This window comes from Streptomyces sp. NPDC051987 (genome assembly GCF_040680735.1).
GTDB lineage: Bacteria > Actinomycetota > Actinomycetes > Streptomycetales > Streptomycetaceae > Streptomyces.
This window is the reverse complement of record NZ_JBFAXI010000018.1, coordinates 35,671-58,481: the sequence shown is the minus strand read 5'-3', so window position 1 is coordinate 58,481 and position 22,811 is coordinate 35,671. Positions and strand designations below refer to the sequence as shown.

General features: G+C 73.9%; 18 protein-coding genes and 1 riboswitch. Of the genes, 7 read left to right on the top strand and 11 right to left on the bottom strand.

Annotation, left to right across the window (positions count from 1 at the left end):
- Positions 1-4: 4 nt before the first annotated feature.
- The 9 genes from cobI to AB0M11_RS12805 form a co-directional block, all read right to left on the bottom strand.
- Complete coding sequence (gene cobI / locus AB0M11_RS12845) at positions 5-751, bottom strand: precorrin-2 C(20)-methyltransferase (RefSeq protein WP_365704435.1); 747 nt, start codon at positions 749-751, stop codon at positions 5-7.
- A complete protein-coding gene (locus AB0M11_RS12840) occupies positions 736-2,283 on the bottom strand; it encodes a cobyrinate a,c-diamide synthase (RefSeq protein ID WP_365704433.1) in 1,548 nt (515 codons plus the stop codon). Before AB0M11_RS12840 ends, cobI begins: the two co-directional genes overlap by 16 nt.
- Positions 2,277-2,876, bottom strand: a complete 600-nt coding sequence (cobO, locus tag AB0M11_RS12835) for a cob(I)yrinic acid a,c-diamide adenosyltransferase (protein ID WP_365704431.1) — start codon at positions 2,874-2,876, stop codon at positions 2,277-2,279. Before cobO ends, AB0M11_RS12840 begins: the two co-directional genes overlap by 7 nt.
- A complete protein-coding gene (locus tag AB0M11_RS12830; protein ID WP_365704429.1) occupies positions 2,876-4,888 on the bottom strand; it encodes a putative cobaltochelatase in 2,013 nt (670 codons plus the stop codon). The genes cobO and AB0M11_RS12830 overlap by 1 nt, the downstream gene beginning before the upstream one ends.
- Positions 4,885-8,553, bottom strand: a complete 3,669-nt coding sequence (gene cobN, locus AB0M11_RS12825) for a cobaltochelatase subunit CobN (protein ID WP_365704427.1) — start codon at positions 8,551-8,553, stop codon at positions 4,885-4,887. The genes AB0M11_RS12830 and cobN overlap by 4 nt, the downstream gene beginning before the upstream one ends.
- Positions 8,550-10,061 carry a cobyric acid synthase gene (locus AB0M11_RS12820; protein WP_365704425.1) on the bottom strand — a complete coding sequence of 504 codons (1,512 nt, stop codon included), beginning with the start codon at positions 10,059-10,061 and terminating at the stop codon, positions 8,550-8,552. Before AB0M11_RS12820 ends, cobN begins: the two co-directional genes overlap by 4 nt.
- Positions 10,058-11,008: a cobalamin biosynthesis protein gene (locus AB0M11_RS12815; RefSeq protein WP_365704423.1), complete on the bottom strand. Its 951-nt coding sequence runs from the start codon at positions 11,006-11,008 to the stop codon at positions 10,058-10,060. The genes AB0M11_RS12820 and AB0M11_RS12815 overlap by 4 nt, the downstream gene beginning before the upstream one ends.
- Positions 11,009-11,108: 100 nt before the next feature.
- Positions 11,109-11,248, bottom strand: a riboswitch (cobalamin riboswitch).
- Positions 11,249-11,391: 143 nt separating this feature from the next.
- Positions 11,392-11,619 (bottom strand): hypothetical protein, encoded by a 228-nt coding sequence (locus tag AB0M11_RS12810; RefSeq protein ID WP_365704421.1) that lies wholly within the window; start codon positions 11,617-11,619, stop codon positions 11,392-11,394.
- Between the two features lie 18 nt (positions 11,620-11,637).
- Positions 11,638-12,897, bottom strand: coding sequence for an inorganic phosphate transporter (locus AB0M11_RS12805; RefSeq protein ID WP_365704419.1), 1,260 nt, complete (start codon positions 12,895-12,897; stop codon positions 11,638-11,640).
- 305 nt (positions 12,898-13,202) lie between these two features.
- Here AB0M11_RS12805 and AB0M11_RS12800 point away from each other — a divergent pair, with 305 nt between their 5' ends.
- The 3 genes from AB0M11_RS12800 (at position 13,203) to AB0M11_RS12790 (ending at position 16,932) form a co-directional block, all read left to right on the top strand.
- Positions 13,203-13,937 (top strand): class II aldolase/adducin family protein, encoded by a 735-nt coding sequence (locus tag AB0M11_RS12800; RefSeq protein ID WP_365704417.1) that lies wholly within the window; start codon positions 13,203-13,205, stop codon positions 13,935-13,937.
- A 92-nt stretch (positions 13,938-14,029) separates the two neighbouring features.
- Positions 14,030-15,157: an alpha/beta fold hydrolase gene (locus AB0M11_RS12795; protein ID WP_365704415.1), complete on the top strand. Its 1,128-nt coding sequence runs from the start codon at positions 14,030-14,032 to the stop codon at positions 15,155-15,157.
- Between the two features lie 386 nt (positions 15,158-15,543).
- Positions 15,544-16,932 (top strand): hypothetical protein, encoded by a 1,389-nt coding sequence (locus tag AB0M11_RS12790; RefSeq protein WP_365704413.1) that lies wholly within the window; start codon positions 15,544-15,546, stop codon positions 16,930-16,932.
- Positions 16,933-16,942: 10 nt separating this feature from the next.
- On the opposite strand, the gene AB0M11_RS12785 is transcribed toward AB0M11_RS12790, so the two are convergent.
- Positions 16,943-17,356, bottom strand: coding sequence for a VOC family protein (locus AB0M11_RS12785; protein WP_365704411.1), 414 nt, complete (start codon positions 17,354-17,356; stop codon positions 16,943-16,945).
- A 252-nt stretch (positions 17,357-17,608) separates the two neighbouring features.
- On the opposite strand from AB0M11_RS12785, the gene AB0M11_RS12780 reads away from it, so the two are divergent.
- The 4 genes from AB0M11_RS12780 (at position 17,609) to AB0M11_RS12765 (ending at position 21,821) form a co-directional block, all read left to right on the top strand.
- Positions 17,609-18,616 (top strand): hypothetical protein, encoded by a 1,008-nt coding sequence (locus AB0M11_RS12780; protein ID WP_365704409.1) that lies wholly within the window; start codon positions 17,609-17,611, stop codon positions 18,614-18,616.
- A 93-nt stretch (positions 18,617-18,709) separates the two neighbouring features.
- Positions 18,710-20,308 carry an ABC-F family ATP-binding cassette domain-containing protein gene (locus AB0M11_RS12775; RefSeq protein WP_365704407.1) on the top strand — a complete coding sequence of 533 codons (1,599 nt, stop codon included), beginning with the start codon at positions 18,710-18,712 and terminating at the stop codon, positions 20,306-20,308.
- 361 nt (positions 20,309-20,669) lie between these two features.
- Entirely contained in the window at positions 20,670-20,888 is a 219-nt protein-coding gene (locus AB0M11_RS12770) for a helix-turn-helix domain-containing protein (protein WP_046727957.1), read from the top strand.
- A 129-nt stretch (positions 20,889-21,017) separates the two neighbouring features.
- Entirely contained in the window at positions 21,018-21,821 is an 804-nt protein-coding gene (locus AB0M11_RS12765) for an enoyl-CoA hydratase/isomerase family protein (RefSeq protein ID WP_365704405.1), read from the top strand.
- A gap of 259 nt (positions 21,822-22,080) precedes the next feature.
- On the opposite strand, the gene AB0M11_RS12760 is transcribed toward AB0M11_RS12765, so the two are convergent.
- Positions 22,081-22,776 carry a nucleopolyhedrovirus P10 family protein gene (locus AB0M11_RS12760; protein WP_365704403.1) on the bottom strand — a complete coding sequence of 232 codons (696 nt, stop codon included), beginning with the start codon at positions 22,774-22,776 and terminating at the stop codon, positions 22,081-22,083.
- Between the last annotated feature and the right edge of the window lie 35 nt (positions 22,777-22,811).

The following is a 22,811-nucleotide window of genomic DNA, read 5'->3' as shown; positions in this document are numbered from 1 at the left end:
CGGCTCACAGCTTCCCGCCTCTGCCGCCGTCCCGGCGCGGGGGCGCGATGAGCGTGGAGAGGTACGGCAGCGGGGCGCCGTCCAGCTCGGCGGCGGGCCGGATGGACTCCTCCGCCAGTCCCAGCGCCGACCCCCACACGGCGTCCTCGACCCGCCCGGTCTCGCGCAGCGCCGCCACGACCTCGCCGGCCTGCCGCCCGAACTTGTACGCGACGACCGTCCCCGGCCCGCTCAGCGCCTCCTTGAGCACCTCGGCGCCCGCCGTCACCGGCACCAGTGTCAGCGGCTCGGTCCCCTCGGTGAGCACGGCCCCGGAGCGGGCGGCGAGGTCCTGCATGGCGGTGATCCCGGGCACGGTCTCGACGACGACACCGGGCAGCAGCTCGCCGATGGTCTGCGCGAGATACGTGAACGTGGAGTAGACGTTCGGATCCCCGATCGTGGCGAAGGCGACCGTCCCGTGCGCCCGCAGCAGCTCGGCGACCCGGGCCCCCGCCGCGTCCCAGGCGGCCTCCCGCCGCCCCCGGTCACTGCGCTCGTTCAGTGCGAAGACGACCCGTACGACCTTCTCCGCGCCGACGTAGTGCAGCACGGTGGCCTCGGCCCGCCCCCGCTCGCCGCTGTCCATGACGGGCACCACGACGACATCGGCCGCGCGCAGGGCGTTGACCCCCTTGACGGTCACCAGCTCGGGGTCACCGGGCCCCACGCCGACCCCGACCAACCTGCTGCTGCTCATGACGTCCGGCACCTCTCCACGAACCGTCGGGCGACACCGGGCTCGGCCGCCCAGTGCGTGTGCAGATAACTGGCGTGCACACCCCGCTGTACGAAACCTTCGACACGTGGCCGGGGCGTACGGACCCCCCACGCGGGAGCCGCCCCCGCCCCCGGCTCCACCACCGTCCGGTGGAACTCGTGCCCCCGCATCCGCGTCCCGGCGACGGCCAGCACACTGTCACTCAGGGCGACGGCGTCCCGGTACCCCAGGGTCAGCCGTTCCGACATCCACGCGCTCGCGTCCAGCACCCCGCACATCGCAAGCCCGTCCAGCTCCCGGCACAGGTACAGCAGCCCGGCACACTCGGCGGCGACGGGAGCACCGCGCTCCGCGAGAGCGGCGACGTCCTTGCGCAGCGCCTCGTTGGCCGACAACTCCGCGCCGTACACCTCCGGAAACCCGCCCCCGATCACCAGCCCGTGCGTCCCCTCGGGCAGCCGCTCGTCCCGAAGCGGATCAAAGGACACGACCTCGGCACCGGCGGCGGCAAGCAACTCGGCATGCTCGGCATAGGAGAAACTGAACGCGGCCCCACCAGCAACGGCGACCCGCACCCCCGCCAGCCGGTCCGGCGTCCGAGGACGAAGGCCGTCCCGCACTCCCTGCAGCCCGTCTGGGGGTGCCCCCTCTGGGGGAGTTTGAGGACCAGGCCGTTCAGGCCGGAGCGGGGGTTCGGGGGCGGCAGCCCCCGAAGGCGGGGTCGAGGGGGCGGCAGCCCCTGGTGATGGGACGGGCAGGGGCGGCGGGGTCGAGGAAACCAAGGCCTCAGCCGCGTCCCACACCGCACCCGGCAGCGCCCCGGCCCCCCGCGCCACCCCCATCAGCGCCTCCAGATCACACCCCCCGGCGACCTGCGCAGCCATCGCCGCCACCGCCGCCACCGCCTCCCCCCGCCGCTCCGCCACCGGCACCAACCCCAGGTGCCGAGAGGGCGTACCCACCTGCGCCACCCGCCGCAACACCCCCAGCACCGGCACCCCCGCAGCGTCGAGCGCCTCCCGCAGCAACTCCTCGTGCCGGTCCGACCCCACCTTGTTCAGGATCACGCCCCCGACCCGCACCTGCGGATCCCACGACGCGAACCCGTGCACCAGCGCCGCCACCGACCGCGACTGCGACGACGCGTCCACGACCAGCACCACCGGCGCCCGCAACAGCTTGGCCACCTGGGCCGTGGACGCCAGCTCCCCTTCCCCCGCGGCCCCGTCGTACAGCCCCATCACCCCTTCGACGACGGCCAGGTCACAGCCGCGCGCACCGTGCGCGAACAGCGGACCGATCAGCTCCGGCCCGCACAGGTACGCGTCGAGGTTCCGCCCCACCCGCCCGGTCGCGAGCGCGTGGTACCCGGGGTCGATGTAGTCCGGCCCGACCTTGTGCGGGGACACCGCGAGCCCCCGCGCGGCGAACGCGGCCATCAGCCCCGTGGCGACGGTGGTCTTCCCGCTGCCCGACGACGGCGCGGCGACGACCAGCCGGGGCACGGACGAGGACGTCACCACTCGATGCCCCTCTGCCCCTTCTGCCCCGCGTCCATCGGATGCTTGACCTTGGACATGTCGGTGACGAGGTCGGCGAGGTCGACCAGCTTCTCCGGCGCGTTCCGCCCCGTGATCACGACATGCTGGGTCCCGGGCCGGTTCCGCAGCACCTCGACGACCTCGTCGGTGTCCACCCACCCCCAGTGCATCGGGTACGCGAACTCGTCCAGCACGTACAGCCGGTAGGTCTCGGCCGCCAGATCCCGCTTGACCTGCTCCCAGCCCTCCCGGGCCTTCTCCTCGTTGTCCAGCTGCGCGTCGCGCTGGACCCAGGACCACCCCTCGCCCATCTTGTGCCAGGCGACGGTCCCGCCCTCGCCGGAGGCGCCCAGCACCCGCAGCGCGTTCTCCTCGCCGACCTTCCACTTCGCCGACTTGACGAACTGGAACACCCCGATCGGCCACCCCTGGTTCCAGGCCCGCAGCGCGAGCCCGAACGCGGCGGTGGACTTGCCCTTCCCGACGCCCGTGTGCACGACCACCAGCGGCCGGTTGCGGCGCTGCCGGGTCGTCAGCCCGTCGTCGGGCACCGCACTCGGCTGTCCCTGCGGCATTACGCGGCCCTCCTCGAACGACCCTGCACGTCCTTCACCAGCCCGGCGATCGAGTCCGCCCGCAGTGCGTCGAGGGTCACCGCGGTACCGCCCAGCTCACCCGCCAACCGCCCGGCGAGCCCCAGCCGCACCGGCCCCGACTCGCAGTCCACGACCACCGAGGCCACCTGGCCGGCCGCGAACAGCCGGGCCGCCCGCCCCGCGAGGGCGACCGGCTCGGTCCCGCCGGTGGCACGGCCGTCGGTCACCACGATCACCAGCGCCCGCCGTGCCGGGTCCCGCAACCGCTCCACCCGCAGCACGTCGTGTGCCCTGAGCAGCCCGGCCGCGAGCGGCGTACGCCCCCCGGTGGGCAGCGACTCCAGCCGGGCCGCCGCCGCGTCCACCGACGAGGTCGGCGGCAGCGCCACATCGGCCGACGAACCGCGGAAGGTCACCAGCCCCACCTTGTCCCGCCGCTGGTACGCGTCGAGCAGCAGCGACAGGACGGCTCCCTTCACGGCGCTCATCCGCTGCCGGGCCGCCATCGAGCCGGACGCGTCGACCACGAACAGCACGAGGTTCCCCTCGCGGCCCTCCCGGGTCGCCTGCCGAAGATCGTCCCGCCGGACCACGAGCCCCGGCCCCGAGCGGCCGCGCGCCCGCTGGTGCGGGGCGGCGGCCTGCACGGTCGCCGCCAGGTGCAGCTTGGTCAGCGCACCCCGCGGCCGGCGCGCACCCGTGGTCCGCCCGTGCTCGGTCCGCGCCCGGGACCGCCGCCCGGCGGCCCCCTCGCCGATCCCGGGCACGCTCAGCACCTTGGTGCGAAAGGGCTCGGCGGCCCGGACCGGAGCCTGCTCGCCGCCACCGGCCTGCCGCGGCACCCCGTCGCCCTCCCCGGCCTCGGGCCGGGCGGCGCCGTCCGTGCCACCGTCGCCCTGCGGCCCCTCGTCGGGCCGCGGCTGTCCGCCACCGCCGCCGGGACCGTCCGGGTCCGGGTCGTCGTCGCTCTCGTCCTGCCCGGCGAACTCCTGAAGCGTCTCGTCCAGCTTCTCCTCGTCGAGACCCGGCGCGTCGAAGGGGTTGCGCCGCCGGCGGTGCGGCAGCGCCAGCAGCGCGGCCTGCCGGACGTCCTCGGCGAGCACCTCGGTCCGCCCGGCCCACGCGGCCAGCGCCGTCGCCGTCCGGGCCATCACGATGTCCGCGCGCATCCCGTCGACCTCGAAGGCCGCGCAGGTCGCCGCGATCTGCCGCAACGCCCCGTCGCCCAGCCGCACCGACGGCAGCAACTTCCTTGCCGCCACGATCCGTTGCCGGACGGCGGCCTCCTCGCCCGCCCAGCGCGCCGCGAACCCGGCCGGATCGTCGTCGTACGCGAGCCGCCGCCGTACGACCTCCACCCGCCGGTCGGGCTCGCGGGAGGCGGCCACCTCGACCGTGAGGCCGAACCGGTCGAGCAACTGGGGCCGCAGCTCGCCCTCTTCGGGGTTCATCGTCCCGACGAGCAGGAACCGGGCCGCGTGCCGGACCGACACGCCCTCGCGTTCCACGTACGAGGCGCCCATCGCGGCCGCGTCCAGCAGCAGGTCGACCAGGTGGTCGTGGAGGAGGTTGACCTCGTCGACGTAGAGGATGCCCCGGTGCGCGTCGGCCAGCAGGCCCGGCTCGAAGGCCTTCACGCCCTCCGCCAGAGCGCGTTCGATGTCGAGCGCGCCCACCAGCCGGTCCTCGGAGGCACCCACCGGCAGCTCGACCATGCGCGCCGGGCGGGACTCGAAGGCGCCGGGCGGGTGGTGCGGGCCGTCCGGGCAGGCCGGATCGGGCGCGGCCGGGTCGCAGGAGAAACGGCAGCCGGCGACGACGTCGACGGCCGGCAGCAGCGCCGAGAGTGCGCGTACCGCCGTCGACTTGGCGGTGCCCTTCTCGCCGCGCACCAGCACGCCGCCGACCGCCGGCGAGACGGCGTTCAGCAGCAGCGCGAGCCGCAGGTCGTCCTGTCCGACGACGGCCGTGAACGGGAACGGGGTACTCACTGGTCGTCGCCCTCCGAGGTGCCTTCCAGGTCGCCTTCGAGCTCAAGGTAGGTGGTGCGCAGCCGTTCCAGGGTGTCCGCGTCCGGCTCGGCCCACAGGCCCCGGTCGGCGGCCTCCAGGAGCCGTTCGGTGATGCCGCGCAGCGCCCACGGGTTGGACTTCTTCATGAAGTCCCGGTTCTCCGCGTCGAAGACGTACTCGGCGCTGAGCTTCTCGTACATCCAGTCGTCGACCACGCCCGCGGTGGCGTCGTACCCGAAGAGGTAGTCGACGGTCGCCGCCATCTCGAAGGCGCCCTTGTAGCCGTGCCGGCGCATGGCCGCCATCCAGCGGGGGTTGACCACCCGGGCTCGGAAGACGCGGTGCGTCTCCTCGCCGAGGGTGCGGGTCCGCACCTGGTCGGGGGTGGCCGAATCGCCCACGTACGCCTCGGGGTTGGCGCCGGTCAGGTGGCGGACCATCGCGACCATGCCGCCGTGGTACTGGAAGTAGTCGTCGGCGTCGACCAGGTCGTGCTCGCGGGTGTCGACGTTCTTCGCGGCGACCGCGATCCGCCGGAACGCGGTCTCCATGTCCCCGCGCGCCGCCCGCCCGTCCAGCCCGCGCCCGTAGGCGTAGCCGCCCCAGACCGCGTACACCTCGGCGAGGTCCGCGTCGGAGCGCCAGTTGCGGGCGTCGATCAGGGGCAGCAGCCCGGCCCCGTACGCTCCCGGCTTGGAGCCGAAGACCCGGGCGGTCGCGCGCCGCCGGTCGCCGTGCTCGGCGGTGTCCTCGTCGGCGTGGGCCTTCACGTAGTTCGACTCGGCGGGCTCGTCCAGCTCGGCCACCGCCCGCACCGCGTCGTCGATCAACCCGACCACGTGCGGGAACGCGTCCCGGAAGAACCCGGAGATGCGGACCGTGACGTCGATGCGCGGCCGGCCCAGCTCGTCCGGCGGGATCACCTCGAAGCCGGTCACCCGCCGCGACGCGTCGTCCCAGACCGGCCGGCAGCCCAGCAGCGCCAGGATCTCGGCGATGTCGTCGCCCTGGGTGCGCATCGCGGAGGTGCCCCACACCGTCAGGCCGACGGACTTCGGGTACGCGCCGGTGTCGCTCAGGTACCGCTGCACCAGCGAGTCCGCGAGCGACTGGCCGACCTCCCAACTCAGCCGGGACGGGATGGCCTTGGGGTCCACCGAGTAGAAGTTCCGGCCGGTGGGCAGCACGTTGACCAGGCCGCGGGTGGGGGAGCCGGACGGCCCGGCCGGGACGTAACCGCCGTCCAGGGCCCTGAGGATGTGCCCGATCTCGTCGGTGGTCCGCGCGAGCCGCGGTACGACCTCGGTGCACGCGAACTCCAGCACCGCGACCGCCGTGGGGAGTTCGGTGCCGAGGACCTCCCGTACCAGCGCACGGCTCTCGGCGGCCGCCCAGTCCCGCTGCTCCATGCCCTCCGCGACCCGGCGGCACAGCTGCTCCAGCAGGTCGATCGCGTCGGCCGCGGTGCGCGAGGGGCCCTCGACGAGGTCCGTCAGCTCCACCGGCACCTTCACCGGCGCGCCCGGCTCGGCCAGCAACTCCTTCTCGTCGAGCCCGAAATGGGCCGCGAAGGAGGCCCTGAGCCCCGGTAGCGCGTTCGCCTGCCCGCCCCACACCTGCGAGGCGCGCAGCACGGCCAGCACCAGGTTCACCCGCGGCTCGCCGACCGGGCCGCCGCCGAGGACGTGCAGACCGTCGCGGATCTGCACGTCCTTGATCTCGCAGAGGTAGCCGTCGATGTGCATGACGAACTCGTCGAAGTCGCCGTCCTCCGGCTGCTCGTCCACGTGCAGGTCGTGGTGGAGCTCGGCCGCCTTCACCAGGGTCCAGATCTGGGCGCGGACGGCCGGCGCCTTCGCCGGGTCCAGATCCGACACCAGCGCGTACTCGTCGAGCAGCTGCTCCAGCTTGGCCAGGTCGCCGTAGGTGTCGGCACGGGCCATCGGCGGCACCAGGTGGTCGACGACCGTGGCGTGGCCGCGCCGCTTGGCCTGGGTGCCCTCGCCGGGGTCGTTGACGATGAACGGGTAGACCAGCGGGAGCTCGCCGAGGACCGCGTCCGGCGCGCAGCCGGCGCTCAGCCCGAGACCCTTGCCCGGCAGCCACTCCAGCGTGCCGTGCTTGCCCATGTGCACGATCGCGTCCGCGCCGAAACTGTTCTCCAGCCACCGGTAGGCCGCCAGGTAGTGGTGCGAGGGCGGCATGTCCGGGTCGTGGTAGATCGCGATCGGGTTCTCCCCGAAGCCGCGCGGCGGCTGGATCATGACCACGACGTTCCCGAACCGCAGCGACGCGAGCACGATGTCGTCGCCGTCGACGTAGAGGCCGCCCGGCGGTTCGCCCCACGCCTCGGTCATCGCGTCCCGCAGCTGCGGGTCGAGCTTCGCGAACCACGCCCGGTAGTCCGCCAGCGGCACCCGCGCGGGCGCGGCGGCCAGCTGCTCCTCGGTCAGCCACTCCACGTCGTGGCCGCCGGCCGCGATCAGCCGGTGGATCAGCTCGTCGCCCTCGGCGGGGTGTCCGGACACCCGGTAACCGGCGTCCCGGAGCGCGTCCAGCACCCGGACCGCCGAAGCGGGCGTGTCCAGGCCGACCGCGTTGCCGACCCGGGAGTGCTTGGTCGGGTAGGCGGTGAAGACCAGCGCCACCTTCTTCTCGGCGTTCGGCTTGTGCCGGAGCACCGCGTGCCGTACGGCGATCCCGGCGACACGCCCGGCCCGTTCCGGGTCGGCGACGTAGACCGGGACGTCGTCGGGGCCCTGCTCCTTGAAGGAGAAGGGGACCGTGATCAGCCGTCCGTCGAACTCCGGGATGGCGACCTGCATCGCCGCGTCCATGGGGGAGAGCGCGGCGTCCGACTCGTCCCAGGCCGCGCGCGAGGAGGTGAGGCACAGGCCCTGCAGCACCGGCACGTTCAGCTCGGCGAGCGCCCCGATGTCCCAGGCCTCCTCGTCGCCGCCGGCCGAGGCATGCGAGGCGTGCGTGCCGCCGGCCGCCAGCACGGTGGCCACCAGCGCGTCGGCCCGGCCCAGCAGTTCGTACAGTCCGGCGTCCGCCCCGCGCAGCGAACCGCAGTACACCGGGAGGGCGTTGGCGCCGTGCGCCTCGATCGCGTCGCACAGGGTGTCCACGAAGCCGGTGTTGCCGCTCAGTTCATGGGCCCGGTAGAAGAGCACGCCGACCGTGGGACGCCCGGCCACGACCGGGCGCTCGCCGTGGACGCCGTACTCGGGCATCTTCCGCGGCTCGACGAACCCCTCGCCGGTCAGCAGCACGGTGTCGGACAGGAACCGGGACAGCTCCAGCAGGTTGTCGGGGCCGCCCTCGACGAGGTACCTGAGGGCCTCCGCGACCACGCCCGCGGGCACCGACGACTCCGCCATCAGCTCGGCGTCCGGCACCGCCTCGCCGCCCAGCAGCACGGTCGGGATCCCGGCGGCCTGCAGCGCGGCGAGCCCGTCCTCCCAGGCCCGCCTGCCGCCGAGCAGCCGTACGACGGCGATGTCCGCGCCGTCCATCAGCGCGGGCAGCTCCTCCGTGACGTCGACGCGCGTCGGATTGCCGATCCGGTAGCCGGCACCGGAGGCGGCTCGGGCCGCCAGCAGATCGGTGTCCGCGGTCGACAACAACAACACAGTGCTCATGCGGGCGCTCCCGGTGGGATGAAAGGCAGTCCTTGCGGCGCGCCCGACTCGATGAGCCGCCAGAGCGCGTCCGTGTCCGCGTGCTGTTCGATCAGGTCGCCGAGCCGGTCGAGCTGCTCCTCGCGCAGCGCGGCGAACGAGGTGTCGGGGGCCGGCACGAACCGGCGGCCCGCCGCGGCCGCCACCTCGCGCAGGAAGGCCCGGCGGAAGCCGTCCGACTCCAGGGAGCCGTGCCAGTGCGTGCCCCAGGTCTGCCCGACCCGGCACCCGTCCAGGAACGGCTCACCGCCCTGGACGTCGGCGACCCCGTGGTGGATCTCGTACCCCTCGACCGGCTCGCCCAGGGCCTCCCCGACGGGCCGGGTCAGCGTCTTCTCGTGGGCGAACCGGACCTGCACCGGCAGCACGCCGAGCCCGTCCACCCGGCCCAGCCGGCTCTCGACGTCGTCCTCGATGCGCTCCCCGAGGATCTGGAAGCCACCGCAGATGCCGAGCACCGGCCGCTGCTCGGCGGCCCGGCGCCGCAGCGCGTCCGCGAGCCCCCGCTCGCGCAGCCACTCCAGGGCACGGACCGTCCCCCGGGTGCCGGGGACGATGACGAGATCGGCGTCGGCGAGTTCCTCCGGCCGGTCCACGAACCGCACCACGACGCCCGGTTCGGCGGCCAGTGCGTCCACGTCCGTGAAGTTGGACATCAGCGGGATCGCGCAGACGGCGACCCGCAGCACGTCCGGACCGAGGGGCGGGGCGGTGTTCGACTCCCGGACGGTCCCGCGCAGGGAGACCCGGAGCCCGTCCTCCTCGTCGATCCCGAGCCCGTGCCGGAAGGGCAGGACGCCGTAGGTGCGCCGCCCGGTGAGCCCGTGCAGCATGTCGAGGCCCGGCTGCAGCAGGGAGACGTCCCCCCGGAACTTGTTGACGAGGAACCCGGCGACGAGTTCCTGGTCCTGCGGTGAGAGCAGGGCGACGGTGCCGAAGAACGACGCGAACACGCCTCCGCGGTCGATGTCCCCGACCACCAGCACGGGCAGCCCGGCGTTGCGGGCGATCCCCATGTTCACGATGTCGGTGCGGCGCAGGTTGATCTCCGCCGGACTGCCCGCTCCCTCACAGATCACCGCGTCATACGTGCCCCGCAACTCGGCGAGGCAGTCGAGCACGGTCCCGAGCAACTGCCGCTGCCGCCCGCCGTGGTAGCCGCGCGCACTCAGTTCACCGACCGGCTTGCCGAGCAGCACGACCTGACTGCTCCGCTCGCCGCCGGGCTTGAGCAGCACCGGGTTCATGAGCGCGGTCGGCTCCACCCGGCAGGCCTGCGCCTGCATGGCCTGGGCCCGCCCGATCTCGGCCCCGTCCCGCGTCACGAACGAGTTGAGGGACATGTTCTGCGCCTTGAACGGCGCGACCTTCACGCCCTGCCGCACCAGCCACCGGCAGACACCGGCGGTGACGACGCTCTTGCCGGCGTCGGAGGTGGTACCGGCCACCAGGAGACCGCCGTTGTTCATGACGTCCTTCCCGGGCACGCCCCGCGCAGCAGCGCCGCGGCCGCGCTCACCCCCAGCGCCAGCCACCCCACCCGCCGCGACAACCGCACCGCCCGCTCGATGTCCGCCACGTGCACGGTCCGCCCCTCCCCGTTCAGCACCGGCCGGTGCTCGACCCGGCCGCCGTACGACAACGTCCCCCCGAGCCGTACCCCCAACGCTCCCGCGAACGACGCCTCCACGGGACCCGCGTTGGGACTCGGATGCCGCGCCGCGTCGGCCCGCCAGGCCCGTACGGCCCCGCGCGGGTCGTCCCCGGCCACGGCGGCCAGCGCGGCGGTGAGCCGCGCCCCCGGCCACCCGGCCACGTCGTCCAGCCGCGCGGAAGCCCAGCCGAAGCGCCGGTGACGGGCCGACCTGTGGCCCACCATGGCGTCCAGGGTGTTCACGGCCCGGAAGCCGAGCAGCCCCGGCACACCTGCCACGGCCCCCCACACCAGCGCCCCGACGACCGCGTCGCTCGTGTTCTCGGCGACGGACTCCACGACCGCACGGGCGATCCCGTCGGCGTCCAGGGCCTGCGGGTCCCGGCCGCACAGATGGGGCAGCCGGGCGCGGGCCGCCTCGACGTCGCCCGCCGCCAGACGACGTCCGATGGCGCGGGCCTCCCGGGCGAGCGAGGTACCGCCGACCACGGCCCAGGTGGCCGCGCCGGTCAGGGCCACGGACGCGGCGGTGGACGGTCGTACGGCCCGCTGGGCCACAACTCCCAGCGCCACGGCGCCGCCCGCGCACACGGCGGTGTGCAGCGCGCCCCACCCGCGGTGGTCCCGCCACAGCACCCGCTCCACCGTCCCGGCCGCCCGCCCGAACACGGCGACCGGATGCCCGCGGCGCGGATCGCCGAGCAGCAGATCACCGAGAAGGCCGGCGGCGGCACCGTACGCGAAGACGCGATCGGCACCCATCGGCTCAGCCGGCCGCGGGGTGGCGGAGGGGCCGGGTACTGAACCTCGAACGGCAGCCGCGCATGGCTCTGTGTCCTCACTCAGGGTGTCCACGCCCTGGTTCGACGAGAACGGCGGCGGGAGTTCCTGGCTTCCGGGGACTGCTCCCCGGTGACAGTGGCGGGACCGCGCCGGATTCACACCGGCTTCCTCCCTTGCCGCCGTACATGGCTCCGGCAGTCCACCACGCCCCCGGAAGACCCGTCAACCTGCCGTTGACCTGGGAGGGGAGTGTGTGGGAAGGCCCACACCGGTTGCCCAACGAGGCGGGTGGGGCATGCCGAAGGCTCCTCTCCGGACGGACGGGAGAGGAGCCTTCCTGGCGCCGGCGAGGCCTCCTCGAGTCAGGCCTTGGCCACGATCAGGTGGATGCCCCAGGCCACGGCGGCCGCGCAGCCGGTGAAGCAGAGCCAGGCGGCCGTCGCGGCCAGGGTCGCCGAGCCGCCCTGGGCAGTGGCGCGTTCGCGGGCGGACAGGCCCTTGATGCCGAGGGTGAACAGGGCCACCAGGCCCACCGTGACCACGAGGCTGACGCCGAAGACGGAGCCGATGGCTGCCCAGTCGATGTTCATGTCGCTTCTTCCTCGGGGTCAGACGGTGGCGGCCGGGTCGGTCGCGGGAGCGGCGGACGGGGCGGGAGCGGGGGCCGGGGCGGGGATGGTGGCGGTGAGGCCGTCGGTGACCGGGCCGGCGGGCGGTGGGGTCACGGCGGCGATCGCCGCGGTCACCACGCCGTCCGGCTCGGCGGCCCCGGTGTCGTTGACGTTGCCGCTGTCCACGACCTCGCGGCGGGACAGCTTCCAGATGGCGGCGCTGGAGGCCACCAGGAAGACCGCGACGACCGCCGTGCCCCAGTCGCCGAGGTCGGTCACGGACTCGGCGAGCGCGCCGACCAGCGCGGCGGCCGGGAGGGTGAGCAGCCAGGCGACCAGCATCCGGGTCGCGGTGGACCAGCGGACCGTGCCGCCCTTGCGGCCGAGGCCGGCGCCCATCACGGAACCGGAGACGACGTGCGTGGTGGAGAGGGAGAAGCCGAGGTGCGAGGAGGCCAGGATGGCGGTGGCCGCGCTGGTCTGGGCGGCGAAGCCCTGCTGCGGCTGGAGGTCGGTCAGGCCCTTGCCCATGGTGCGGATGATCCGCCAGCCGCCGATGTAGGTGCCGAGCGCGATGGCCAGACCGGCCGAGAGGATGACCCAGGTGGGAGGGTTCGAGCCGGGGGCTATCGAGCCGCCCGCGATCAGCGCGAGGGTGATGATGCCCATCGTCTTCTGCGCGTCGTTGGTGCCGTGCGCGAGCGAGACGAGTCCGGCGGAGGCGATCTGGCCGACGCGGAAGCCCTTGCGGGTGGCGTTGTCGTCGGCGTTCTCGCCGATCGCGTAGGAGAACCGGGTGGAGACCGCCGCCGCGAGTCCCGCGACCACCGGGGCGGCGACCGCCGGGAGCAGGACCTTGGTGACGAGCACGTCGCCGTGGACCGCGCCGAATCCGGCGGAGGCGACGGTGGCGCCGATCAGACCGCCCATGAGGGCGTGCGAGGAGCTGGAGGGCAGGCCCACCAGCCAGGTCACGAGATTCCAGAGGATGGCGCCGACCAGCGCGGCGAAGATGACCTCGGGACGAATGCCGTTCTCGTCGACGAGACCCTTGGAGATCGTGTTGGCGACCTCCACGGAGAGGAAGGCGCCCACCAGATTGAGCGCGGCGGACATGGCCACCGCGATCTTGGGCTTGAGCGCACCGGTCGAGATGGTCGTGGCCATCGCGTTGGCGGTGTCGTGGAAACCGTTCGTGAAATCGAACGCGAGTGCGGTGATCACCACAATCGCGAGGATCAGCGAGAAGCTTTCCATTTACCCAGGCAATCTTTCGAAGTCATTGGCTGTTGGACCGTAGGCAACCTGGGTGAACGACAGGTGAACTGAGGTGGGCTTGGGGGTGTCAATGAGAGAGGGTCGCCCTTCCGTTTCCGGTCCGGCGCCCCAGTCGCCGCTTGGCCGGCGGCCCCCGGGCGGGCGAGTTCGACCGGTCCGTCGTCCCGGTGAAGAGATTCTGGTCACTTGGCAGGCGGCGTCCCCGCGTGCGCCGGGCCGTGCCGGACGATCCACGGTGCCCTGCCGCGCGGCCGGTTCGGGGTGCCGCCTGGCAGGATCGGGCCATGGGTGAGCAAGGGCGGGACGAACGCGGCGGACGGGACGGACGCTCCGGCGCGCCAGGCGGGCCGGAACGGCGAAGGCGGGACGCGCGCGCGGCGGAGGCGGAGGCCTGGGGTGAACTCGTCGCCACCGCCCGCCGCACCGTGTCCGACGGACTCGTCGTCGGCACCTCCGGCAACGTCTCTGTCCGCGTCGGCGACACCGTGCTGGTCACGCCGTCGGGCGTGCCCTACGACCGGCTCACCCCGGACGACGTGACCGGCGTCGACCTCACCGGCCGCCAGGTCCTCGGCACCCTGGTCCCGACCAGTGAACTGCCGATGCATCTCGCGATCTACGGCAGCACCGGCGCCGCCGCCGTCGTCCACACACACGCCGTCCACGCGACGGCCGTCTCCACGCTCGTCCCCGAACTGCCGGCGATCCACTACATGGCGGCGGACCTCGGCGGCCCTGTCCGGGTTGCCCCTTATGCCACCTACGGCAGTGATGAGTTGGCCGAGAACATGCTCCGCGCCCTGACCGGCCGCTCCGGCTGCCTCCTCCAGAACCACGGCACGATCACCTACGGCTCCACCCTGACCCAGGCCTACGACCGCACCGCCCAGCTGGAGTGGATGTGCCGCCTGTGGCTGACGGCGTCCTCGGTGCCGGGCCTGACCCCGAGCCTGCTCTCGCCCGGCCAGCTGGCGGAGGCGGGGGAAAAGCTGAAGGGATACGGCCAGACGGAGGGGTGAACCCCGGCCTGGCGGGAAGGCGGATCCAGTGGCTTCGTCGATTTCTCCGTCCCCCGCTGGCCGACACCGGAGTCCGCCCGGACACTGGACAGGTGCGCCCAGTCAAAGTCACGGCAGCCGCCGTCGGTGCCGTCCTGGCCGCCGGTGCGGCCGGCGTGGCCGCGGGGCGGTTCGCCAGTGACGCCGCGCTGAAGGCACCGCCCGGCCGGCCCCTGCCCACCGAACCCCGGCTCACCGTCCACGGCACCGCGGCCGGCCGGATCACCCTCACCCGTGACCTCGCCTCGCTGCGCCCCGGCACCTACGGCCTGGCCGGCGACGGCTCGCACGCGGTCGTCGGCGCCGTCCTGGAGTCCGCGGCGGAGACCGCCGACACCGTCGTGCGGCGGCTGGAGCGGGTGACCCACGGCACCTTCGAGACCGGCGACCGGGCCTGGCTCACCGCCAACGTCCATGTCGGCAACCCGGGCACGGCCCTGGGCCTGGACTACGCGGACGTCGACCTGCCCGGCGAACTCGGCCCGCTGCCCGCCTGGTTCGTGCCCGGCCACCGGGACACCTGGGTGATCGCCGTGCACGGCCTCGGCACCACCCGCGAGCACCCCATGAACGTCATGGCGTTCCTGCACGCCCGGCGCCTGCCGGTGCTCGCCCTCTCCTACCGCGGCGACCTCGGCGCCCCGCGCCCCCCGGACGGCCTGAACCACCTCGGCGAGAGCGAGTGGCGCGACCTGGACGCGGCGATCCGCTACGCCGTCCGCTACGGCGCCCGCCGCGTCGTCCTGTACGGCTGGTCCACCGGCGCCACCATGGCGCTGCGCGCCGCCGTCCACTCGACGCTGCGCGAGCGGATCTCCGGGCTGGTCCTGGACTCCCCGGTGCTCAGCTGGGAGGCCACCCTGCGTGCCCTCGCCCAGGCCCGGCACACCCCCGAGCCCCTGCTGCCGCTCGCGGTGCGCGCCGCCCAGGGCCGCGCCCGCCTGCACGCCGACCACGCCGCCGACCCCGTCGACCCGGAACAGCTCACCGTGCCCACCCTGATCGCGCACGGCCCCGACGACACCGTGGCCCCCTGGGTCCACTCCCGCCGGCTCGCCGAGCGGCGCCCCGACCGGGTGGCCCTGCACACCGTCCCGGACGCCCCGCACGGCGCGATGTGGAACGCCGACCCGGAGGAGTACGAGGAACGGCTGCGCCGGTTCCTCACGCCCCTGATGTGACGCACTCCGGCGCGTGCGCCCCCACCGTGGCCGCGTGCGCTCTGTGCCGCGCACTCCCCGAGCGCGCGCCTTGACGGCGCCGATGTGATTCTTCCCGCACCCGTGGGGTCTTCCCCTTCATGCGGTCGGCCTCCCCTCGTCCCCGGCCGGAGACCTCGATTCCGGCCGGTTCCGGAGGTTCCGTTTAAGGCCGTACCACTGGCCTGAACATGTCTCCTTGCCTCCCCTCGCGCCCCGTGCGTTGGCCAGCCCCGTCGCCCGCCGTGACATTCCGTTTGGGTTTTCGGACCGTCAACCGGAAGACTGCACCCGTGACGTCCCGTATCCCGCGCGACTCAAGGCTTCGACTCGTCCGAACGCGACCCCTGGCCGCCGCCCCCCGAGCGATGAACCAGCGGCCCGCGCGCCGCCCCGCACCCCGCCCTCCGGAGGGCACCCCGGCCCCCGCCGAGCTGGCCAGAATGGCACGCTCGGGGCTGGCGGGCGCGGCACGCGTCGCCCACTGGGCCGACGCCGCCCTCGGGCCCGGCAGCGATGGCGCGACCGCCGACGGCAAGGCCACCCTCTCCGACGCGTCCGCCGAACGCGCGTCCGAGGACCTGGGCCTGACCGTCGCTCAGGTGCGCGCCGACTGGGACACCGCCCGCCTCGCCGGTCTGGTCGAGGTGCACGGCGACAGCGCACGCCCCGGCTGGCGGCTGCGCGCCTGGGACCGCGACGACAGCGCCGTACTGCGCGGCTGGGTCGCCCTCTTCGACGCGTGGTCGCTCGCGTACCCGGAGCCCGCGGAGTTCGAGCCGGCCGCCGTCGCCGAGGTCGTCTCGGCCATGCCCCAGGTGCTCTCCTTCCTCCAGCTGTCCGCCGGTCCCGTCCCGGTCGAGCAGCTCCTGGACCTGCTGGGGCAGCGGGTCACCGAACTGCGCACCGAGCGCTGCGAGGTCCCCTACGAGACCGAGCACGGCGCCGGGGCCGCCAAGCCCCTGGCCGCCCTGCGCTCCGCCGACGCCGACCCGGCGGACCGCGCCCCGGCCGAGGACCGGGCCCCCGCCGACGAGACCGAGCTCGCCCCCCTCCTCGACTGGGCCCTGCACGCCCTCGCCTCCGTCGGCGCGCTGACCTACGGCGACGGCCAGGCCACCCTCACCCCGCTGGGCAGTTGGGCGGTCTGGGTCAAGCTGGAGCAGATCTGCGTCGCCGCGCAGAGTCCCGCCGGGAACATCGAGGTCGCCGCCGAGGAGATGCTGCGCGGCTGCGCCCAGCTGCGCCCCAACGCGGCCCGCGCCGAGTACCGCGCGTGGCTCGCCGCCCGCCCCGTCGGCAGCGCCGTCACCGAACTCGTCGACGCCGCCCGGGGCGAGGACGCGCTGCTGCGCGGCCTCGCCTTCGAGGCCCTGCGGGTCGTCGGCGCACCTGCCGAACCGGACGTCCGCGCGGTCGTCGACGAGCCGACCCTGCGGCCCTACGCCCTGCTCTGGCTGGCCGAGCACGACGGGGTCGACCCCGAGGACGCCCACGAGGTGCTCACCCGGGAAGAGGCGACCTGGCTGTGGGTGGACACGGCCGCCGCCGTCGCCGACCACGGCGAGGCACCGCTGCTCGTCCGCCACCTGGAGTCGGCACTGCAGCCCACCGTGCCCGCGCTGCTCGACGAGGTGCGCGCGGTCGGCCACCCGCGCACCGTGCAGGTCCTGGTCGCGCTCGCCGCCGCCCACCCCGATCCGGCCCTGGCCAAAGCCGTCCGCCGGGCTGCCTTCCAGGTGCACACCGGCGGCTAGGGGCGCCGGATCAGACGGCTATCTCCGGGGCGTACGTGCCGAAGCTCCAGATGTTGCCCTCGACGTCCCGGGCCATGTAGTCCCGCGAGCCGTAGTCCTGGTCCGTCGGGGGCATCAGGATCTCCGCGCCGTGGTCCACGGCGCGCTGGTGGTGTGCGTCGACGTCGTCCACGACGATGTAGACCCCGGTCGGGCCCGCGCCCTCCATCGCCGCGTCGAACCGGCCGCCGCGGCCCCTGGAGCCCAGCATCACCGCGCCGTTGCCCTGCACCAGCTCGGCGTGGAGCACCATCCCGTCCTCGCCCTCGTACACCGACAGTTCGGTGAAGCCGAAGGCCTCCGTCAGCTGCTTGATCGCCGCCTTCGCGTCCGTGTACAGCAGCGACGGATAGATGCTCGGCCGCCTGCCACTCGTGCCCGCCATCCCGATCACTCCCCTTGTGTGTCGGCCCCCGAAGGCCGTCGTTCCGGCCTGGTGCCCAGTCTCGCACCCGGCACTGACAACGCCCCTGGCCCGCACTCCCGTTGCCCGCCCCGGCAGCCCAGGGCGACGCCCGAACGGGCGACGTCCCGCCCTGCCTCCGCGTCACGTCCGCCCGCGCGTCGCGGGCGTGGCTACGCTCTGCGCCTGACGCAGGGCACACAGGCGCCCGACCGGGCTCCGGAGGGCTGAGGGGTGGCCGTTGCGCACCACGCGAGGACCGGGCCACCCGGGACGCAGGCCCGCCCGAAGCCACCCTCGGCGACCGTCCCGGAGCGGCCCCCGGCCGCCGTCCCTGAGCCCCTCTCGGCGACCGTCCCGGAGCGGTCCTCGGCCACCGTCCCTGAGCCGCCCTCGGCGACCGTCCCGGAGCGGCCCCCGGCCACCGTCCCTGAGCCCCTCTCGGCGACCGTCCCGGAGCGGTCCTCGGCCACCGTCCCTGAGCCGCCCTCGGCGACCGTCCCGGAGCGGCCCGCGGCCGCCGTCCGGGCGCAGCCGTCGACCGTCCTCCCGGCAGAACCGCCGGCCCGCGACCCCCGCAGGACCCTCCTCGCCCTCGCCGCCCTGACCGCGGCCGTGCTCCTGCTCCTCGCCGGCGCCCACCGGATGCGTCCGGCCCCCTACGGCGACCACCTCACCCCCGGCCCGGCGGCGCCCACCGCACGCGCGCGGGGGGACGTCGTCGAGGCGTACGACGGGCGCACCCTGCGCTGGCGGTACGCGCGCGTGGGCCGCCGCCCGCTCAGCGTGCTGCCCGCGCGCGGGCAGGCGATCACCGTCTGGGACGACGGGCTCGTCACCGACACCGACGGCCGCTCCGTGCACTGGCACCGCGCCCTGCCCGCCGCGACCGGCTGGCTGCGCGCCCGGGGCGGCGCGGGCGTGCTGCGCCCCCTGGGCCGCGGCATTCTCGCGGTGGTCACCCCGGCCCGCATCGCCGGGTACCGCACCACCGACGGCGACCTGCGCTGGGTGCTGCCCGCCCGCGCGGGCTGCGCGTTCCGCCCCGAACGTGCCGTACGTCACGGCCACGCCCTGCTCGTCGCCCAGCCCTGCGCGCACGGCGCCTGGACCGCGCAGCTCGTGGCCGTGGACGACCTGGGCGGAATCGCTCCGCACCGCGCACCGTTGGGCAACCAGCCGACCGGAACGGACCGTCCCGGACACCCGCGCACCGAAAAAGCGCTTGCGCCGCCCCGTTAGACTTACCGCATGGCCATTCTCCTCGCGCATTAGACGGCGGGAACGTCCTCAGCCGCCCACCCGTCAGAAACCCGTACGCCCTGGAGTCTGTCCGTGATCTCCGCCTCCGGTATCGAGCTGCGCGCCGGCGCCCGCATCCTCATCGAGAACGCCACCTTCCGTGTCGCCAAGGGCGACCGCATCGGCCTGGTCGGCCGCAACGGCGCGGGCAAGACCACCCTCACCAAGGTCCTGGCCGGTGACGGCATCCCCGCCGCGGGCACCGTCACCCGCTCCGGTGAGGTCGGCTACCTCCCGCAGGACCCCCGCACCGGCGACCTCGACGTCCTCGCCCGCGACCGCATCCTCTCCGCGCGCGGCCTCGACGTCCTGATCCGCAAGATGCGCGAGAACGAGCAGCGCATCGCGAACGGCCAGGGCGCCACCCGCGAGAAGGCGCTCAGGCAGTACGAGCGCCAGGAGACCGAGTTCCTCACCAAGGGCGGGTACGCGGCCGAGGCCGAGGCCGCCACCATCGCCGCCGCGCTCAACCTGCCCGACCGGGTGCTCGGCCAGCCCCTGCACACCCTCTCCGGTGGTCAGCGCCGCCGTATCGAGCTGGCCCGGATCCTCTTCTCCGACGCGGACACCCTGCTGCTCGACGAGCCCACCAACCACCTGGACGCGGACTCGATCGTCTGGCTGCGCGACTACCTGAAGACCTACCGCGGCGGCTTCATCGTGATCTCCCACGACGTCGACCTGGTCGAGACGGTCGTCAACAAGGTCTTCTACCTGGACGCCAACCGCTCCCAGATCGACGTCTACAACATGGGCTGGAAGCTCTACCAGCAGCAGCGCGAGGCCGACGAGAAGCGCCGCAAGCGGGAGCGCGCCAACGCGGAGAAGAAGGCCGCCGCGCTGCACTCCCAGGCCGACAAGATGCGCGCCAAGGCCACCAAGACGGTCGCCGCGCAGAACATGGCACGCCGCGCCGACAAGCTGCTGGCCGGCCTGGACGCCGTCCGGGTCTCCGACAAGGTCGCCAAGCTCCGCTTCCCGGAGCCCGCGCCCTGCGGCAAGACCCCGCTGACCGCGGAGGGGCTGTCCAAGTCGTACGGCTCGCTGGAGATCTTCACCGACGTCGACCTGGCCATCGACAAGGGTTCCCGGGTCGTCATCCTCGGCCTCAACGGCGCCGGCAAGACCACCCTGCTGCGGCTGCTCGGCGGGGTCGAGCAGCCCGACACCGGCGAGGTGATCGAGGGCCACGGGCTCAAGCTCGGCTACTACGCCCAGGAGCACGAGACCCTGGACCCGGAGCGCACGGTCCTGGAGAACATGCGCTCGGCGGCCCCCGACATGGATCTCGTCGAGGTCCGCAAGGTGCTGGGCTCGTTCCTGTTCTCCGGGGACGACGTCGACAAGCCGGCCGGGGTCCTCTCCGGCGGCGAGAAGACCCGGCTCGCCCTCGCCACCCTGGTCGTCTCCTCCGCGAACGTCCTGCTCCTGGACGAGCCGACCAACAACCTCGACCCCGCCAGCCGCGAGGAGATCCTCGGTGCCCTGCGCACCTACAAGGGCGCGGTCGTCCTCGTCACCCACGACGAGGGCGCCGTGGAGGCGCTCCAGCCCGAGCGGATCATCCTGCTGCCCGACGGTGTCGAGGACCTGTGGGGTGCCGACTACGCGGACCTCGTCGCCCTCGCCTGAGGACCGGACCCGTCGCCGTCGCTTGATCGAATGCCTGATCCACTGGCTATGGATCATTCGGCCTATCGGTGATCCATCATCTGTGTGAGATCTCCTCGTATCGAGGTGTGTCCTACATCGAAATCGCGGCCGACCCCTTTGTCGACAAGGGGTCGGCCGTCGTCCGTGCCTGACCTGGTACTTCTCGGAGGAACCCGTTCGGCCGTACGGACGGCCCATGGCGGAATCACGGATTCCGTATGTGGGGACGCACTCCTGTCGTCACAACGATGTCTCACGGACCTTGCCGAATGGGTGGCCATCACGCCCCGGAGGGGTGATCATGAGGGGACCAGAGCGCACTTCCCATGAGGAGGCACGGGTGGCCGAGACTCTGAAGAAGGGCAGCCGGGTGACCGGCGCCGCGCGCGACAAGCTCGCGGCAGACCTGAAGAAGAAGTACGACTCCGGTGCGAGCATTCGGGCACTGGCCGAGGAGACCGGCCGCTCGTATGGCTTCGTCCACCGGATGCTCAGCGAGTCGGGTGTCACGCTGCGTGGGCGTGGCGGGGCGACGCGGGGCAAGAAAGCCGCGTCCTGACCCCGGGCGGCCCATCGGCTTCGATGGTGGCCACCCGGTCGGTCGAGTGATCGGCCGGGTGGTTACTGTGCAGTCACTTGGCATGCCGTCATGGCAATGCGTGATGACCGCACACACCGGAGGCGCCCCATGGCTTCGCCCGACCACGACCTCGCTCCTGTTCTCGACAAGGACGGCGTACGGCTCACCGTCGACGACGCGCTCGCCACGGTGACGCTGACCAACCCGGCCAAGCGCAACGCCCAGAGCCCCGCACTGTGGCGGGCGTTGGCTCAGGCCGGGCGGTCGCTGCCAGGGTCGGTCCGGGTCGTCGTGCTGCGCGGTGAGGGCCAGTCCTTCTCCGCCGGCCTCGACCGGCAGATGTTCACACCGGAAGGGATCCCGGGCGAGCCGACCTTCATCGAACTCGCGCGCCGCGACGACGCCGGGCTCGACGCGGCCATCGCCGAATACCAGGAGGCGTTCACCTGGTGGCGGCAGAGCGACATCGTCTCGATCGCCGCCGTGCAGGGACACGCCATCGGGGCCGGCTTCCAGCTGGCCCTCGCGTGTGACCTGCGCGTCGTCGCCGACGACGTGCAGTTCGCCATGCGGGAGACGAGCCTCGGGCTGGTGCCCGACCTGACCGGCACCCACCCGCTCGTCTCGCTGGTGGGCTACGCCCGCGCGCTGGAGATCTGCGCGACCGGACGCTACGTCCAGGCCGCGGAGGCGGTGGCCTCCGGGCTGGCGAACGTCGCCGTGCCGGTGGGCGAGCTCGACGCGGCGGTACGCGATCTTGCGGGGGCGCTGCTGGCTGCGCCGCGGGACGCCGTGGTGGAGACGAAGGCGCTGCTGCGAGGTGCCGGTGATCGTACGTATGACGAGCAGCGGGCTGCGGAACGGCAGGCCCAGGCTCGGCGGCTGCGGGATCTCGCGGGGGTGGGCGAGTAGGTCGGCGGGTTGGCGGGCGCCGGGTGCGTGGTCGGCTGCGGTGCGGTTGGCTGCCGGGTGCCTGGTCGGCCGTGCCGGTGGGGCCGGGTGTGTGGTTCGCCGCGGGCCAGTGGGGGCTGGTCGCGCAGTTCCCCGCGCCCCTTACGGGGCGCTGCCGCTGATGTCCGTCAGCAGCAGGGCCTGCCTTACGGGGCGCTGCCGCTGATGTCCGTCAGCAGCGGAGTCTGCCTTCACCAGCAGGCCTCTCTCACGGGGCTCGTCAGCTGATGTCGGTCACCAGCACGGTCACTGTCGGCAGGTCGTCCAGGGCCTCGGCTACCGCCGTGCGGACCTGCCGGGCCACCTCCACGGCCCGGGGGCCGTCGGTCAGGGCCACCTCCACCCGGACGTGCCGGCGCGGCAGGGCGGTGTCGAAGTGGACCTCCCGGCTGAGTGCCCCGGTCACCCGGGCCACCCCCGGTACCGCCAGTGCCGCCGCCGTCACCCGGGCCCCCTCGGGATCCGCCCCCTCGCGGACCGACGGCGGCCGGGGCGCCGGTACGGCCACCGGTTCCGCCGTGTCGTCCTCCAGCAGGTCGGTCACCCGCAGATCCACGTCGGTCACCGCCAGCCCGTGCCGCCCCGTGGCCCCGGCCAGAGCCCGGCGCAGCCGGGCCGCCGTCGCCGGCAGGGGCTCGGCCGCCGTCGCCGCGAAGTCCGCCGACAGCCGCAGCGGCCCCGGCGGTACCGCACCGGGCGGTGCCGGTACGACGGGCTCGGCCACGTCCGCCGGATCCGCCAGGGCGATCCGGAGCCCGCCCAGCCGCACCCCCGCCACCTCGGCCGCCGCCCGCCGCAGCACCGCGTCCGCCGCGGCCTCCGTGACCCAGGCCCCCTCGTCCGCCCCGCCGAGCGCGAGCACCCTGCCCAGGCCCAGGGGGTGCCGCACCCTGCCGGTCACTCGGTCCACCGTCATTGCTCCAGCCTGCCGCATGTTCGCCGCGTGACAGG

Excerpts from the sequence above, each read along its gene's own strand:
- cobO (WP_365704431.1), bottom strand. The coding sequence starts at position 2,876 with ATGCCGCAGGGACAGCCGAGTGCGGTGCCCGACGACGGGCTGACGACC.
- cobN (WP_365704427.1), bottom strand. The coding sequence starts at position 8,553 with ATGAGCACTGTGTTGTTGTTGTCGACCGCGGACACCGATCTGCTGGCG.
- AB0M11_RS12820 (WP_365704425.1), bottom strand. The coding sequence starts at position 10,061 with ATGAACAACGGCGGTCTCCTGGTGGCCGGTACCACCTCCGACGCCGGC.
- AB0M11_RS12815 (WP_365704423.1), bottom strand. The coding sequence starts at position 11,008 with ATGGGTGCCGATCGCGTCTTCGCGTACGGTGCCGCCGCCGGCCTTCTC.
- AB0M11_RS12810 (WP_365704421.1), bottom strand. The coding sequence starts at position 11,619 with ATGAACATCGACTGGGCAGCCATCGGCTCCGTCTTCGGCGTCAGCCTC.
- AB0M11_RS12805 (WP_365704419.1), bottom strand. The coding sequence starts at position 12,897 with ATGGAAAGCTTCTCGCTGATCCTCGCGATTGTGGTGATCACCGCACTC.
- AB0M11_RS12800 (WP_365704417.1), top strand. The coding sequence starts at position 13,203 with ATGGGTGAGCAAGGGCGGGACGAACGCGGCGGACGGGACGGACGCTCC.
- AB0M11_RS12790 (WP_365704413.1), top strand. The coding sequence starts at position 15,544 with ATGAACCAGCGGCCCGCGCGCCGCCCCGCACCCCGCCCTCCGGAGGGC.
- AB0M11_RS12785 (WP_365704411.1), bottom strand. The coding sequence starts at position 17,356 with ATGGCGGGCACGAGTGGCAGGCGGCCGAGCATCTATCCGTCGCTGCTG.
- AB0M11_RS12765 (WP_365704405.1), top strand. The coding sequence starts at position 21,018 with ATGGCTTCGCCCGACCACGACCTCGCTCCTGTTCTCGACAAGGACGGC.
- AB0M11_RS12760 (WP_365704403.1), bottom strand. The coding sequence starts at position 22,776 with ATGACGGTGGACCGAGTGACCGGCAGGGTGCGGCACCCCCTGGGCCTG.